Source organism: Streptomyces aureus, assembly GCF_001418135.1.
In the GTDB taxonomy this organism is placed as follows: domain Bacteria; phylum Actinomycetota; class Actinomycetes; order Streptomycetales; family Streptomycetaceae; genus Streptomyces; species Streptomyces aureus_A.
Genome location: NZ_LIPQ01000246.1, coordinates 1 through 14,470, shown reverse-complemented (window position 1 = coordinate 14,470; position 14,470 = coordinate 1). Strand labels below are relative to the sequence as shown.

Annotated in this window: 17 protein-coding genes; 12 read left to right on the top strand and 5 right to left on the bottom strand. The window is 73.0% G+C overall.

What is annotated here, in order from left to right; translation table 11 throughout:
• The 4 genes from AOK00_RS20865 to AOK00_RS20850 all read left to right on the top strand — a co-directional run.
• The coding region (locus tag AOK00_RS20865) for an erythromycin esterase family protein (RefSeq protein WP_055601816.1) at positions 1-1,221 on the top strand (1,221 nt) is incomplete at its 5' end.
• A gap of 193 nt (positions 1,222-1,414) precedes the next feature.
• Positions 1,415-2,695: an alpha/beta hydrolase gene (locus tag AOK00_RS20860; protein WP_173861603.1), complete on the top strand. Its 1,281-nt coding sequence runs from the start codon at positions 1,415-1,417 to the stop codon at positions 2,693-2,695.
• 191 nt (positions 2,696-2,886) lie between these two features.
• Complete coding sequence (locus AOK00_RS20855; protein WP_055601814.1) at positions 2,887-3,501, top strand: hypothetical protein; 615 nt, start codon at positions 2,887-2,889, stop codon at positions 3,499-3,501.
• Between the two features lie 44 nt (positions 3,502-3,545).
• The gene (locus AOK00_RS20850; protein ID WP_055601813.1) at positions 3,546-4,271 is read left to right on the top strand and encodes a 3-keto-5-aminohexanoate cleavage protein; all 726 of its coding nucleotides are present in this window, start codon (positions 3,546-3,548) and stop codon (positions 4,269-4,271) included.
• An 89-nt stretch (positions 4,272-4,360) separates the two neighbouring features.
• On the opposite strand, the gene soxR is transcribed toward AOK00_RS20850, so the two are convergent.
• The gene (gene soxR, locus AOK00_RS20845) at positions 4,361-4,843 is read right to left on the bottom strand and encodes a redox-sensitive transcriptional activator SoxR (RefSeq protein WP_055601812.1); all 483 of its coding nucleotides are present in this window, start codon (positions 4,841-4,843) and stop codon (positions 4,361-4,363) included.
• 125 nt (positions 4,844-4,968) lie between these two features.
• On the opposite strand from soxR, the gene AOK00_RS20840 reads away from it, so the two are divergent.
• Positions 4,969-5,430, top strand: a complete 462-nt coding sequence (locus tag AOK00_RS20840; RefSeq protein WP_055601811.1) for a MaoC family dehydratase — start codon at positions 4,969-4,971, stop codon at positions 5,428-5,430.
• Here the strand turns inward: AOK00_RS20840 and AOK00_RS20835 are convergent.
• The 3 genes from AOK00_RS20835 to AOK00_RS20825 form a co-directional block, all read right to left on the bottom strand.
• Positions 5,421-6,047, bottom strand: coding sequence for a TetR/AcrR family transcriptional regulator (locus AOK00_RS20835; RefSeq protein ID WP_055601810.1), 627 nt, complete (start codon positions 6,045-6,047; stop codon positions 5,421-5,423). The two genes, AOK00_RS20840 and AOK00_RS20835, sit on opposite strands and share 10 nt — an antisense overlap.
• A gap of 100 nt (positions 6,048-6,147) precedes the next feature.
• Positions 6,148-6,435, bottom strand: a complete 288-nt coding sequence (locus AOK00_RS20830) for a YiaA/YiaB family inner membrane protein (RefSeq protein ID WP_055601809.1) — start codon at positions 6,433-6,435, stop codon at positions 6,148-6,150.
• 92 nt (positions 6,436-6,527) lie between these two features.
• Positions 6,528-7,679, bottom strand: a complete 1,152-nt coding sequence (locus AOK00_RS20825; RefSeq protein ID WP_055601808.1) for an acyl-CoA dehydrogenase family protein — start codon at positions 7,677-7,679, stop codon at positions 6,528-6,530.
• A gap of 71 nt (positions 7,680-7,750) precedes the next feature.
• Between AOK00_RS20825 and AOK00_RS20820 the strand changes: the two genes are divergently transcribed.
• From AOK00_RS20820 to AOK00_RS20805, 4 genes are all read left to right on the top strand, one after another.
• Positions 7,751-8,458: a TetR/AcrR family transcriptional regulator gene (locus AOK00_RS20820; protein WP_055601817.1), complete on the top strand. Its 708-nt coding sequence runs from the start codon at positions 7,751-7,753 to the stop codon at positions 8,456-8,458.
• Between the two features lie 18 nt (positions 8,459-8,476).
• Entirely contained in the window at positions 8,477-9,172 is a 696-nt protein-coding gene (locus tag AOK00_RS20815; protein ID WP_055601807.1) for an ArsR/SmtB family transcription factor, read from the top strand.
• Positions 9,173-9,240: 68 nt separating this feature from the next.
• A complete protein-coding gene (locus AOK00_RS20810; RefSeq protein WP_055601806.1) occupies positions 9,241-10,155 on the top strand; it encodes a DMT family transporter in 915 nt (304 codons plus the stop codon).
• Between the two features lie 214 nt (positions 10,156-10,369).
• Entirely contained in the window at positions 10,370-11,044 is a 675-nt protein-coding gene (locus tag AOK00_RS20805) for a TetR family transcriptional regulator (RefSeq protein WP_055601805.1), read from the top strand.
• Between the two features lie 49 nt (positions 11,045-11,093).
• Here the strand turns inward: AOK00_RS20805 and AOK00_RS20800 are convergent, their stop codons facing one another.
• Positions 11,094-11,756, bottom strand: coding sequence for a TetR/AcrR family transcriptional regulator (locus AOK00_RS20800; RefSeq protein WP_055601804.1), 663 nt, complete (start codon positions 11,754-11,756; stop codon positions 11,094-11,096).
• A gap of 122 nt (positions 11,757-11,878) precedes the next feature.
• On the opposite strand from AOK00_RS20800, the gene AOK00_RS20795 reads away from it, so the two are divergent.
• The 3 genes from AOK00_RS20795 to AOK00_RS20785 all read left to right on the top strand — a co-directional run bounded on the left by AOK00_RS20795 (position 11,879) and on the right by AOK00_RS20785 (position 14,417).
• Positions 11,879-12,817, top strand: a complete 939-nt coding sequence (locus AOK00_RS20795; protein WP_055601803.1) for a DMT family transporter — start codon at positions 11,879-11,881, stop codon at positions 12,815-12,817.
• A 71-nt stretch (positions 12,818-12,888) separates the two neighbouring features.
• Entirely contained in the window at positions 12,889-13,689 is an 801-nt protein-coding gene (locus tag AOK00_RS20790; protein ID WP_055601802.1) for an MBL fold metallo-hydrolase, read from the top strand.
• Positions 13,690-13,715: 26 nt separating this feature from the next.
• The gene (locus tag AOK00_RS20785; RefSeq protein ID WP_055601801.1) at positions 13,716-14,417 is read left to right on the top strand and encodes a DsbA family oxidoreductase; all 702 of its coding nucleotides are present in this window, start codon (positions 13,716-13,718) and stop codon (positions 14,415-14,417) included.
• Positions 14,418-14,470: the final 53 nt, after the last annotated feature.

The window sequence follows — 14,470 nt, the reverse complement described above, 5'->3', positions numbered from 1 at the left end:
GCGCGCGAACTCGCCCGCACCGCGCAGCCTTTCACCGATCTCCGGCCGCTCGACCGGATGATCGGCTCGGCCAAGGTCGTCGGCATCGGCGAGGCCACCCACAGCTCGGCCGAGTTCTTCACCGCCAAGCACCGGATCTTCGAGCACCTCGTGGAGCGCAAGGGCTTCACCACCTTCTCCCTGGAGGCCAACTGGTCCACCGGGCTGCTCGTCGACGAGTGGGTGCGCACCGGCCGCGGCGACATCCGGGCGATCATGCGGGACGAGTTCCAGGAGTCGTACCGCCTCTGGAACACCGAGGAGTACCTCGACCTCTTCCGCTGGATGCGGCGGCACAACCAGCTCCACCCCGGCCACCAGGTCCGCTTCATGGGCAACGACCTCGGCTACGCGGGCGCGGACCTCTTCGACCGCGTGACCTCGTACGTGGCCCGCACCCGTCCCGCGCTCCTCCCCCGCTTCGAGGAGCTGTACCGCAGCTCGCGCCCCACGGGCGGGGTCGAGGCGTGGATGAAGGGGTACATGGCCAAGCCGCGCCCCGAGCGGCAGCGGATGGCCGCCGACGTGAACACGGCGCTCACCCTCCTGGAGCGGCAGCGGCCCGCGAAGGACCCCCGCGCGCGTGAGGCGGCCCAGTGGGCGGTGCAGCACGCCCGGGCCATCGCCCAGGTCGGTACCGAGTACGCCCACGACATGTTCACGGACGCGGGGATCGCCCAGGCCATGCTCTACCGGGACCGGGTCATGGCCGAGAACACCGTGTGGTGGCAGCGGCAGACCGGCGACCGGATCGTGCTCTCCGCCCACAACGGGCACGTCGGCTACGAGACCCCGAAGCCCGACCAGTACCCGCGGCTCCAGGGGGCCTTCCTGCGGGACGCGCTCGGCCGGGACTACGTGAGCGTCGGCGCCTCCTTCGGGCAGGGGTCGTTCAACGCGCACGACACCGAGGCCCCCGGCGAGCCGCTGCGGCCCTTCACCGTCGGCACGCTCGGCCCGGACAGCAACGCCCACACCCTGGACCGGGTGTCGCCCGCCGCGTTCTACCTGGACCTGCGGCGCGCGACACCGGCCGCGCGCGACTGGCTCGCCACCCCCCGGGCGACCCGGGGCATCGGAACGGCGTACCCCTGGCCGGACGCCGTGCACCAGGCGCGCCTCTCCGCCACGTACGACCTGCTGATCCACTTCCCCCGGATCACGGCGGCGCGCGTCCGCTGAGGCCGGAGGTACGGGTGGGCCGGCCGTGACGGTACGGGGATCGGCCACGGTCCGTCCGAAAAGGTACGCCTCCCGGTCGAGGTCTGGCCGGGGCCACGCGCGGGCATGCTGGCCCTGGAGCCGCCGCCCGCGCTTGGCGCGTCCGGGTGCGACGGCCACCTCGACGGAGAGGGACGGGTCGGCCGTGACCGGGATGAGTGTGGAACCGTACCGGGAGATCACCTTCGACAAGGAGGGCGACGGGCCGGCGGGGCAGCCCGCGGCCCTCGCCGCACTGGCCCGGCAGGGCGTCACCGACCTGGTGGTGTTCGCCCACGGGTGGAACAGCTCCCCGGCCGGCGCCACCCGGCTCTGCTCCGATTTTTTCGAGCCCTTCCCCGGCCTGCTCGCCCCCGGCGTCGAGGCCGGGTACGCGGGCGTGATCTGGCCGTCGATGATGTTCACCGGCGAGCCGGTCCCCGACTACCGGGCCCTCGTGACCGTCCTTCCGGAGAAGGAACCGGTCCTCGACCGGCTCACCGAACTCCTCGTGACGGCACCGGCGGACGAGGCGGCGTTCGCCGAGTTCGGCGCGCTGCTGCGGGAGCTGACGGACGTGGCCGCCGGTGAGGGCGGCCGGGCGGGCGCCGCAGGGCCCCGGGAGCCGGTGCCGGAGTTCCTGGTAGCGGACCCGGTGGAGGTGTGCGCCCTGTTCACCGAGGCACTGGAGGCGGATGCCGTCCGGAGGGAGGACCTCGGGCGTGGTGACGGGCAGGGGTCCGGGCACGGCTCCGGCCCTGCGGAGGGCTTCGGGGAGGGCTTCGGCGAGGGACTCAGGCGGTACTGGAAGGGGGCCCGGGAGGTCCTGCGACAGGCCACGTACTACGTGATGAAGAAGCGGGCCGGGCACGTCGGCGAGTTCGGCCTCGGTCCGCTGCTCGGCGAGGTCGCCCGCGCAGCCCCCCGTCTCCGCGTCCACCTGGTCGGCCACAGCATGGGCGCGCGGCTCGTCGCCCACGCGCTGAAGGGGCTGCCGTCGGGGGCCCGCCCGGTCGCCTCCGTGACCCTCCTCCAGGGCGCCTTCTCGCACTACGCGTTCGCCGACCGGCTGCCGCACGACTCCGGGCGCTCGGGCGCGCTGCGTGACCTGCAGAACCGGGTCCGGGGGCCGGTGGTGGCCTGCTACTCGCGGCACGACACGGCGCTCGGTGTGTTCTACCCGCTGGCGTCCCGGCTCGCGGGCGACTCGGCGTCGCTGACCCGGGCCGCCGGTCTGCTCGGTTCGGACGACCCGCGCTGGGCGGCGATCGGGCACGACGGCGTCCAGGCCGTGCCCGGGACGGTGGTACGGCCGCTGGCGACGGTGCTGCGCGAGGGAGTGCCGGCCTCGGGGTGCGTGAGTGTCGACACGGCGGACGTGGTCCGCTCCCACAGCGACATCTGCCGCGCGGAGCTGGCCCGGGTGGTGGTGTCGGCGGCGCGGACGGGCAGGTAGAAGGGGGTGCGGGCCTTCCCCGGGCCTCCTTCGGACCTCGTCGTCGCCTCACCGGACTCCGTCGTTCCGCCCTTCCCCGGGGGCCCCTCGGCCCGCACTGATGGCTGCCATCCGATTTTCGATGGAACACGACGGGGCGCTCGTTCGTCCCTCTGATATCGCGGAATGACCAGCGACGGAGGTGGCGGGAGATGGCCGGTTTCCGGAGTCTCGCGAGACAGGTGCGCGATCCGGGGTGCGACACGGCGCTGCGCAGGTACTCGCTGCGCAAGTGTCTGGAGCGGTTCGCGCCGTACGGGCACCGGGCTACGTGGGACCACCTGTGCCGCAGGCACAGGTTCGGACCCGAGGACCGGGAGCTCGACCCCGGGCGGCTGATCGCCGCGCTCGACGAGCTGGAGGAGGCGCGGGCCGTGTGGCTCGCGTACGAGGAGGAGTTCGCCGCCCGGCGGCGGCGCGAGAAGCAGGAGGGGCTGCGCAGGCTCGGCGCCCTCGACGACTGGCACCGGCGGGTCTGGGGCGGCAACGGCGTGGTGCGGTGCGGCGATCCGGCCGTGCACCCGTCGGACCCGCTGCCCGAGGTGCTGCGGCGGCTGATCAAGGCCCTGGAGAGCGGCCCGGGCGAGCGGTGCCCGGTGTGCGCGGGGCCGCGCATCGAATGGGCCGGTCCCGGCGACACGTACGAGCCGTCGCTCGGCCCGGTCTGCGGGGACTGCGGGGTGGGTGTGCCGCGCGCGGTCCTCACCTCGGGGGCGCTGGCCCGCGCGCGTGGGGAGCGGAGCCGCTCGCTGGCCTCGGCGGCGTGAGTCCGCAGGGACCCGACGTGCCACATGTTCCACCGGGGGATCCGGTGCTCCAGGTCTGTCTCAACGGCGCACGGGGGCCCGGGGATTCGGCGGCGGTGCCGATGTCGCCCGAGTCGCTCGCGGAGTCCGCGGCGCGGGCGGTGGCGGCGGGCGCCGGGGAGGTGCGGGTGCATCCCCGGACGCCGTGCGGGGGCACGTCGCTCTCGCCCCGGGTGCTCGGACCCGTCCTGAGCTCGGTCCGGGCGGCGGTGGGCAGGGAGGTGCGGGTCACGACCGCCGCGGGCGCCGAGCCCGACGCGGGGCGGCGGGTGGAGCGGATCCGGTCCTGGGCGGTGCTGCCCGACCTGGTGTCGGTCGACTGGCACGAGCCGCGGGCGGAGGAGGTGGCGGCGGCGCTCCTGGAGCGCGGGATCGCGGTCGAGGCCGGGCTGTGGGCCCGTACGGACGGACATGAGCGCTTCGCCCGCTCGCCGCTCGCACCCCGCGTGCGGCGGGTCCTCGTGAAGGCCGCGAATCCGTCGGCCGGGAGCGGGGCGGAGGAAGCCTCGCGCTCCTTCCTGTCCGGGCTGCCCTTCCGGTCCGGGCCGGCCCTGCCGCCCGGTGTCCCCGTGTTGCTGCACGGTGAGGACGCCGGCGCCTGGCCGGTGCTGCGAATCGCCCGGCGGCTGGGCCTCGTCGCCAGGATCGGTCTCGAGGACACCGTGCTGCTGCCGGACGGCACGCGGGCGCGCTCCAACGCGGAGCTGGTCGCCGCGGCCCTCGCGGGCTGACAGGCGCTGTCGCCGATCACGCCGCGGGCCCGGCCCGATCGGCTGCCCGCCCCCAGGCGTCGCCGGGCCGGGCGGGATCCGGACGCGACCTAGCCCTGGTCGGCGCCCGGGGCGGGGTTGCGCACTGGCAGCAGGCGGGAGCCCGCCATCCGCTCGCCGAAGGCGTCGTCGGGGTTGGACAGCACGCAGGTCTCCAGGGAGAGACAGCCGCACCCGATGCAGTCCGTCAGGTGGTCGCGGAGCCTGCCGAGCTGTTTGATGCGCTCGTCCAGCTCGGTGCGCCAGGCCGCCGAGAGCCGGGCCCAGTCCTCGTTCGTGGGCGTGCGCTCCTCCGGGAGCTGGGCGAGGGCCTGACGGATCGTCGCCAGCGGGATCCCCACGCGCTGCGCGGCGCGGACGAAGGCGACCCGACGCAGGGTGTCGCGGCCGTAACGGCGCTGGTTGCCGGTGGTACGGCGGCTGCTGATGAGCCCCTTCGCCTCGTAGAAGTGGAGGGCGGAGACGGCGGCCCCGCTACGGGCGGAGAGCTGGCCGACGGTGAGCTCGTGGATCTTCTCTGGAATCTGCGGCACCCCGCGACCCTACTGGTCCGTTGACAGCGGACCACTCACCCCACATGCTGAGCAAGCGCTTAGATACCGACCGTTGGGTATGCCGTTACCAGGTGGGGCATGCCGGACCAGAAGGGAACAGGAACATGGCCGAGCCGAGGATCTTCACCTCCGCCGAGGAGCTGCGCGCGGGGGTCGGCGAACAGCTGGGGCACAGCGACTGGGTGGAGATCGACCAGAAGCGGATCGACCTCTTCGCCGAGGCGACCGGGGACCACCAGTGGATCCACGTGGACCCGGAGCGCGCCGCCACCGGCCCGTTCGGCACGACCATCGCGCACGGTTACCTGACCCTGTCGCTGCTCCCGCTGTTCGTTCCGCAGGTGCTGCGGGTCGAGGGCATGAAGATGGGCCTCAACTACGGCACGGAGAAGGTGCGTTTCCCCGCGCCCGTACCGGTCGGCTCGCGACTGCGCGCCACGGCCGTCCTGACGAAGGTCGAGGAGGCCGGCGGCGGTGTGCAGGTGACGGCGGCCGTGACGGTGGAGCGCGAGGGCTCCGAGAAGCCGGTCTGCGTCGCCGAGTCGGTCTCCCGCTACTACTTCTGAGCGCCGACCATCCTGAGGACGAGGTCGGCGTAGAGCGCGCCGACCTCGTCGGGCGACCGGCGCCCCTGGACGTTGAACCAGCGCGAGACGTCGATGCAGAGCGAGAGCACGGCGACCGTGGTGCCGGCGACGTCCGGCACCTCGAACTCGCCCGCCGCGACGCCCTCGTCGATGATGCCGCGCACCGTCGCGTCGGACCGGCGGCGCAGCTCCACGATCTCGGCCCGGTGCTCGGGGCCGAGGGCGTCGAGCTCGTACTGGACGACCCGCGCGGTGGTGTGGCGCTCGGCGTGCCAGCGGACGAAGGAGCGCACGGCGTCGGCGAGACGCTCGGCGGCCGTGCCGTCGCCGGCGGCCGCGGCCCGGAGGATCTCCAGCGCCTTGTCGTGACCGATGCGGCTGATCCGGTGGAGCAGCTCTTCCTTGGTCTTGTAGTGGATGTAGAGCGCGGCCGGGCTCATCCCCGCGCGGCCGGCGATGTCCCGGGTGGTGGTGGCGTGGTAGCCGCGCTCGGCGAACGCCTCGACGGCGGCCACCAGCAGTCGCCGGGCCGCCTCGGGCGTGACCTCGCCCCAGGGCATGTCCTCGCCCCCGGGCGTCTCCTCCGCCGCGCTCATCCCACACTCCCTCTCGGACCCCGTCAGGACGCTCACCATACCAACGAGGGTGAGCAAGCGCTTAGAGGCGGAGAGTGGCCGCCCGGCGCCCGCCGGGCGGTCAGAGCTTCTGGAAGGGGTCGTGCTCGGCGAGCAGCTTCTCCAGACGGGCCTGATCGACCCGGCTGACGATCTGCCCGGCCTCCTGGCGGTCGCGGACGACCTTGGCGAGCGTGAAGGACGAGGTGGTGAGGTAGAGGACCGCGACGGCGAGGAAGGCGCGGACCCAGGCGCTCGCCTCCAGCTGGTAGATGCCGATGGCCACGGCCCCGAGGGCGAGCGAGAAGGAGGCGACGGCCTGGGCGTAGTAGGCGGCGGTGTTCTGCTGCTTGACCGGTGTGTCACTCATGGGCACAGCATCGGACGGATGTGGCCGGTGCCACATCCGTCCGCGTACTCAGCGAGGTACTCAGAAGCGCGGGCCGACGGACCCGGAAGCGGTCAGAACGCCGAGACCCCCGTCAGCGCCCGGCCGATGATGAGCTTCTGGATCTGACTGGTGCCCTCGTACAGGGTCATGACGCGGGCGTCCCGGAGGAGCTTGCCGACCGGGTACTCGTCGATGTACCCGTAGCCGCCGAAGACCTGGAGGGCGTTGTTCGCGGCGCGGACGGCGGCCTCGGAGGCGTACAGCTTCGCCTTGGAGGCGGCCGTCGCGAAGTCCTGGCCGCGGTCGATCAGGTCGGCCACCCGCCAGGTGAGCAGCCGGGCGGCGTCCACGTCGACGGCGATGTCGCTGATCAGTTCCTGTACGAGCTGGTACGAGGCGATGGGCTTGCCGAACTGCTCGCGCTCCCCGGCGTACCGGACGGCCGCGTCGAGCGCGGCCTGGGCGATGCCGACGCAGCCGGCGGCCACGGACATCCGGCCCTTGGCGAGGGCGGACATGGCGACGGTGAATCCCTTGCCCTCGGGGCCGAGCATCGCGGCGGCGGGGACGCGGACGTCCTCGAGGACGAGTTCGGCGGTGGCCTGGCCGCGCAGTCCGAGCTTGCCGTGGATGGCGCGCCGGGTCATTCCGGGGCTGTCGGTGGGGACGAGGAAGGCGGAGACGCCCCTGTGGCCGGGGGTGTCGTCGGTGCGGGCGAAGAGCAGCACGACCTCGGCCCAGGTGCCGTTGGTGATGAACATCTTGGTGCCGCTGACGAGGTAGTCGTCGCCGTCGCGCACGGCCCGGGTGGCGAGGTTCCCGGCGTCGGATCCGGTGCCGGGCTCGGTGAGGCCGAAGCAGCCGAGCGCCTCGCCGGACGCGAGCCGGGGCAGCCACTCCCGCTTCTGCTCCTCGCTGCCCCAGGTGGCGACGGTCTTGGCGACCAGGCCGAGGGAGACGGAGACGATGCCGCGCACGGAGGAGTCGCCGCGGCCGAGTTCCTCGGTGACGAGGCAGTACGCGAGGTGGTCGCCGCCGGAGCCGCCGTACTCCTCCGGGACGGTGAGTCCGAGGAAGCCCACGGAGCCGAGCTTCTTCACGATCGCCCGGTCCACCTCCTCGGCGCGGTCCCACGCCACGGCGTGCGGGGTGACCTCGCGCGCGACGAAGTCCTCGGCGAGCCGCCGTACGGCTTCCTGCTCCTCGCTGAGTTCCAGATTCATGCGGCGCCCACCTCACCCGACCATTTAATTACCACTGCTAGTTTTTGCGGTGCAGGCCTACTATGTGCGCCATGGCCCGACCGCGCAAGCCCCTGCTCAGCCGAGACCGGATCGTCGAGACGGCGGGCGCGCTCGTCGACGCGGAGGGCCTCGGCGCGCTCTCGACCCGGCGGCTCGCGGCCGAACTCGGGGTGAGCGGGCCCTCCCTGTACAACCACTTCCGCACCAAGGACGAGATCCTCGACGCCGTCGCCGACGCGGTGAGCACGAAGATCGACCTGTCGATGTTCGCGGAGGACGACGGCCGCGACTGGCAGACGGCGCTGCACGACTGGGCCGTCTCCTACCGTGCCGCCCTCGCCGACCACCCGCACATCGTCCCGGTCCTCGCCCAGGGCCCCGGCCGCCGCCCGGCGGGCCTGCGCGTCGCGGACGCCGTCTTCGGCGCGATGGTCCGCGCGGGCTGGCCACCGGCCCAGGCCACCTCCATCGGCGCGCTGATGCGGTACTTCATCACCGGCTCGGCCCTGGGCTCCTTCGCGCGCGGCTTCGTCGACGACGAGGCCGCCTACGACCCGGCGGACTACCCCCACCTCGGCCAGGCGCACCGCCTCGCCGAGCACCGCCAGAAGGTCGACGAGGGAGCCTTCGCCACGGGCCTGCGCGCGCTGCTCGACGGACTGCGACTCCAGTACGAGGCCCAGGTGCACGAGTCCGCGGCACGGCCCGCGGCACGGTCCTCCGCCCCTCAGGACGGTTCGGCCACCACCGAAGCGTGAGTGCGGGAGGCTGGAAGCATGGCAGCCAGTGACCTCGCCGCGCTCGCGGCGCTCTTCGCGGACGAGACCCGCGCCGCGTTCCTGCTCGCCCTGCTCGACGGGCGGGCCTGGACCTCCGGGGAACTCGCCCGGCACGCGGGCGTGGCCCCGTCCACCGCCAGCGAGCACCTCGGGAAGCTCGTCACCGGCGGGGTGCTCGCGGAGGAACGGCAGGGCCGCCACCGGTACGTGCGCCTCGCCGACCCCGGCGTCGCGCATCTCGTCGAGGACCTGGCCGCCCGGTCCGAGCCGGCGGTGCCGCCGCCGCCCCGCTCACTGGGCGCCGCGAGCGCCGGACGGGCGATGGCCCGGGGCCGGACCTGTTACGACCACCTCGCCGGGCGGCTCGGCATCGCGATCACCGAGGCGATGACCGTCCGCGGGCTGCTGCGCCAGGACACCGGGTTCGCGCTCACGGACCGGGGTCTGGCCTGGTTCGACGAGCTGGGCATCCCACTCGTACGCCGGGGCCGGCGGCCCGTCGCGCGCGGCTGCCTCGACTGGACCGAGCGCCGGCCGCACCTCGCGGGGCTCGCGGGCGCCGCGCTGTGCCGGCACGCGCTGGACGACGAGTGGTGCGTACGGATCGGGTCCGAGCGGGCCGTGAAGGTGACCGGGCGGGGCGAGAGCGCGCTGTACGCCAACCTGGGCATCACTCCGGAGGAGCTGCGATAGGGGCGCTGGCTCGCAGCGGCCGGGATATTGCGGTGAGCGCCGAAGGGTCCGCGCCCTACGGTCGAGCCATGCAGAAACAATCCTCGCGGCTCGCCCTCGCCGCCGCCGGTGTCACGGTCGTCCTGTGGGCCTCCGCCTTCGTCTCCATCCGCAGCGCCGGAGAGGCCTACTCCCCCGGCGCGCTCGCGCTGGGGCGGCTGCTCGCCGGCGCGCTGGTCCTGGGAGCCGTCCTCCTGATCCGGCGGGAGGGGCTGCCGCCCCGGGCGGCCTGGCCGGGGATCCTGGTCTCGGGCCTGCTCTGGTTCGGGGTGTACATGGTGGTGCTCAACTGGGGCGAGCAGGAGGTCGACGCGGGCACGGCGGCAATGGTGGTGAACATCGGACCGATCCTGATCGCGCTGCTCGGCGCCCGCCTCCTGAAGGAGTCCCTGCCGCCGCGGCTGCTCGCGGGCATGGCGGTCTCCTTCGCGGGCGCGGTGGTCGTGGGCCTCTCGATGTCCCGCGCCTCCTCCGGCGCGCACGCCTCGCTGCTCGGCGCACTCCTCTGTGTCCTCGCGGCGATGGCGTACGCCGGCGGCGTCGTGGCACAGAAGCCGGCGCTCGCCCACGGCAGCGCGCTCCAGGTGACGACGTTCGGGTGCCTGGTGGGGGCGGCGGCCTGTCTGCCGTTCGCCGGGCAGCTGGTCGACGAGGCGGGCCGGGCCCCGCTGTCGGCGACCCTGAACATGGTCTATCTGGGGGTGTTCCCGACCGCGCTCGCCTTCACGACCTGGGCCTACGCCCTGGCCCGGACGACCGCGGGGCGGATGGGCGCCACGACGTACGCCGTGCCCGCCCTGGTGGTGCTGATGGCGTGGCTGTTCCTCGGCGAACTGCCGGGACCGCTCACGCTCGCGGGGGGCGCGCTGTGCCTGACGGGTGTGGCTGTATCCCGTTCACGGGCGCGGACCCCCGTCGCCGCCGGAACGGCTGAATCCACCTGACAGGGCATGGCTCCGGTTCCGGACACTTCACACGCCCCCGGGGTCGGGTGTGCGCCCGCGACCTGGGGTGGAGATGCCCGTCAAGCCCCTCTTTCGGCCGGTGGGACGAGAGGACACGTTTCGTGGCCCTCCGGCCGGATAGTTTCGAGTCGGTCACAGGCGCGGTCCGGAACATCACGCTCCGGCACCTTCTCGCAAGCCGACGGGGGAGCTCATGGCGATTCAGCAGCGGGCGGAACGAACGAGACAGGAAATCCTGTCGGCGGCCGCGAGGGTGTTCGACAGACACGGGTACGAGCGGGCCTCGCTCGCCAGGATCGCCGGCGAGGCCCGCGTGACCACCGGCGCGCTCGTCTTCCACTTCGCGACGAAGGCGGAGCTCGCGACGGCGGTCCACGGGCGGGCCCACGCGGCCACCCGGATCACGGTCGAGTCGGCGTGCCTGTCCACGGAGGGCGTCGGCGGCACCGCGATCGACAAGCTGGTGATCGCCACGCACGCGCTGATACGCCTCTTCGAGACCGACCCGACGGCGCGGGCCGGTGAACGGCTCGCACGGGAACTGCAATTAGCCGACCCGGGGTTCTCCCGGGACTGCCCCTGGCGGCGCGAGGTGGCGCGCCTGGCACGCTACGCGGAGGCCGAGAAGGCCCTGCGTCCCGGCGTGGACGCGCCGGCGGTCGCCGCGCTGATCGGCTACGTGATCACCGGGGTCGAGCTGGAGATGCGCTGCCCGAACGGTCCGTCCGACGAGTGCTGGCCCAGCGAGGACCCGAGGAGTGCCGACAGCGGCGCCCTGCACGGTCCCGCCGAGCAACGGCTCGACCGCATCTGGAAGTTGATCCTCCCCGGCCTGGTCCACCCGGCCGGGCGACGACCCGGCGCATAGCAAACGCGGGCGTCCGGGAGGCGGCGCACGACGGGCGCGCCGCCCCGTCTCACTCGCCCGAACGCAGCAGCTGGCGCGCGAAGTCGGCGAGGGAGCGGCCGACACGTTCGGTCGACAGGCCGAGTTCGTGCCGCTGGAACTGGTAGAGCTCGGGTGACAGCGGGCTGAGAGCGATGTCGATCAGCGGGTCCGGATCCTGGATCCCGTGGTCGACGAGCAGCGTGCGGACATGCACGCGCCAGAAGCCGTACGCGCCCGTCCGGAAGCGCGCGGGGCCGGTCTCCGCACCGAGGGCCAGCGGCAGGTGCCGTTCCAGGAGATCGAGCATCGCCAGGTAGAACGCCGCCAGCCGCTCCCCCGCGGGTGCGCCGGGGCCGAGCGGCGGCGGGCCATAGATGAGCTGCCCCTGGAGCCGGCGCTCGTGCTCGTCGAGCAGCGCGACGGCGACCGACGAGGGATCGGGGAAGCTCCGGTAGAGCGTGGCCCGGCCCACCCCGGCGGCCTTGGCGATCCGGTCCATGGTGACCGTCCGCGGATCCTGCTGGGCGAAGAGCTGCTCGGCCGCGGCCAGGATCTGGGCACGGTTGCGTTCCGCGTCCGCGCGTCTGCGCGGGGCGACCGGCTGGTCGTCCGCGGCCTGAAGATCGCCGAGGAGCCCGCCGACCCGGTGGACGGAGGCGGCTCCACGACCCCGCTGCTCGTCGTCGCTCATGGACCAGACCTTACTTCCCCCGGGGCTAAGTGGACACCTTGTCCGTTTGCCATGCCGCGTGGCATGCTAAACGGACTCAGTGTCCACTTATCCGCTCGCCATCCCGCCCCAGGGAGATCCAGATGCACACCGCGCTCCTCGCCGCGGCCCTGCTGGTCGGCTGCCTCCTGGCCGTCCAGGCCTCGGTGAACCTCCAGCTCAACTCGGCCGTCGGCACCCCGTACGGCGCCTCGACCATCCAGCTCGGCGTCGCGACCGGTCTGCTGACCGTGCTCGCGGTGGCGGCCGGAGCACTCGGCGCGCTCGGCAAACTGCCCGACGTCGAGGCCTGGCAGCTGCTCGGCGGACTCGCCAGTCCGCTCTACATCACCAGCGGCATCCTGCTCTTCCCACGGCTCGGCGCCCTCGCCGCCGTCGGACTCTTCGTCACCGGCCAGATGTTCGCCTCGCTCGCGCTCGACCTCTTCGGTCTCCTCGGTCTCGAGCAGCAGGACCTGAGCGCCGGGATCGTCATCGGCGCCGTGGCCGTGCTCGCCGGCATCGTCGTGATCATCCGGGGCATGAAGGCGGCGGCCCCTCCCGGCGCCCCCAGGATGTCGAGCGCCGGTCGCGCGGGCTGGCTCGCCCTCGGTGTCGTCGCCGGAGCCGTGCTGCCCGTGCAGGGCGCGGTCAACGCCCAGCTCCGCGCCCAGCTCAAGCAGCCCGTCACCGTCGCCGTGATCAGCTTCGCCGTGGCGACGTTCACCATCGCCGTCGTCCTGCTCGTGCTGTACGCGACCCGGAGGACGCCGAAGCCCAAGATCGCCCCGCTGAAGAAGATGCCCTGGTGGGGCTGGCTCGGTGGCGCCTGCGCCGCCGCCTACGTCACCGGGACCTTCCTGCTCATCCCCGAGATCGGCGCGGCGGTGACCATCGCGCTCACCGTGACCGGGCAGCAGCTCACCTCGGCCCTGATCGACCACAAGGGCCTCTTCAAGCTCCCCCAGCGCTCCCTCACGAAGCCGCGCGCCCTGGGCCTCGCCCTGCTCATCGCCGGCTCCCTGACCATCCAGCTCGTCTGACCGAGGCCGGCGCTCCCCCGGGACCCCGCCCGGGGGCCACGGCCCGCACGGTGCGTCATGAAAGGTGTGTCATGAAAGCGTCCTACACCGCCGGGCCGGACCTCCACGTCCTCCCCTCGGCACTGCCCATCCCGGGCCTCGGCGACCAGCCGGTGAACGCCTTCCTCCTCCGGTCCGGCCGGCCGATCCTCGTGGACACCGGCATGCCCGTCGACCGGGAGGGCTTCCTGGACTCCCTGTGGTCGCTGATCGAGCCGGCCGATCTGCGCTGGGTCGTCGTCACCCACGACGACCGCGACCACACCGGCGCCCTCGCCCGGATCCTGGAGGCGGCGCCGAACGCGAAGGTCCTCGCCAACGCCATATCACTGACGCGAATATCGGAAGAGTTCGGCATTCCGCAGGAAAGGGTCGTCACCGCCAACCCGGGAAGCCGCGTGAAAGTCGGCGACCGCGAGCTCAGTTTTCACCGGCCGCCCACCTTCGATTCACCCGGAACTCTCGCCGTGTTCGACCATTCCGATGGAACGCTCTACAGCTCCGACAGTTTCGGTACCGTCGTGGAAGAAATCCGCCAGGAGTTCACCGCCCTTTCAGAGGCGGAATTCTTCCACGGCTTCGAGGTCCTGAACCGGGCCATAGCCCCGTGGACCGCGCTGGTCGACGAGACGAAATTCCTCCGGCCGGTGCACGAGCTGGCCGCACTGCGCCCCGCGAAGCTGCTGAGCGCCCACGGGCCGACCGTCCGCGAAGCCGCCGTACCGCGGCTCTTCGAGGCGATGGCCCGCATCCCCTCCCTGCCCGCCTGGCTGCCCGACGCCGACCTCGACCTCGAGGCCGCGCTCGACGCCGTCGAGCCCCCCGCCGCCTGAGATCCCCGCACGAACCGAGGAGAACCATGTCCGACCCGACCACCGCCGACCTGACGCCGCCGCGCGGAGTCGTCACCGTCTTCTCCGACATCTGGTGTTCCTTCGCGCACATCGCGATCCACCGGCTGCACACCACCCGGGCCCGTCTCGGCCTGGAGGAGCAGGTCTCCTTCGACCTGCGCGCCTTCCCCCTCGAACTGCTCAACGACGCCCCGAGCCCGCGCCCCGGCACGGACAGCGAGGTCGCCCGGATGGCCAGCCTGGAGCCGGCCGCCGGCTGGCAGCTGTGGCAGGCCAAGGACTGGCTCTACCCGTCGACGACCCTGCCCGCGCTGGAGGCGGTGCTCGCCGCCAAGGAGCAGAGCCTGCGCGCCTCGGAACAGCTCGACCTCGGGCTGCGCCGGGCCTTCTGGGCCGAATCGCGCTGCATCAGCCACCGCAAGGTGATCCTTGACGTGGCCGCCGGGACCGGCGCCGTCGACGTCGACGCCCTCGCCGAGGCCCTGGACGACGGGCGCGCGCGCCGGTCGCTCGCGGACCAGGCCGCGCTCGCCCAGAGCGACCGGGTGGACTGCAGCCCCCATCTGTTCCTGCCCGACGGCTCCGACCACGCCAACCCCGGCATCGAGGTGGACTGGGAGGGCGCCTACGGCATCGGCTGGCCGGTGATCGGCTCGGACGACCCGAAGGTGTTCGAGGACATCCTGCTGAAGGCCGCCACTGAATAGTTGAATACGCCGCCAAAAGCGGCCGCAGCACCGGAACGACGGCCAGGCATTCC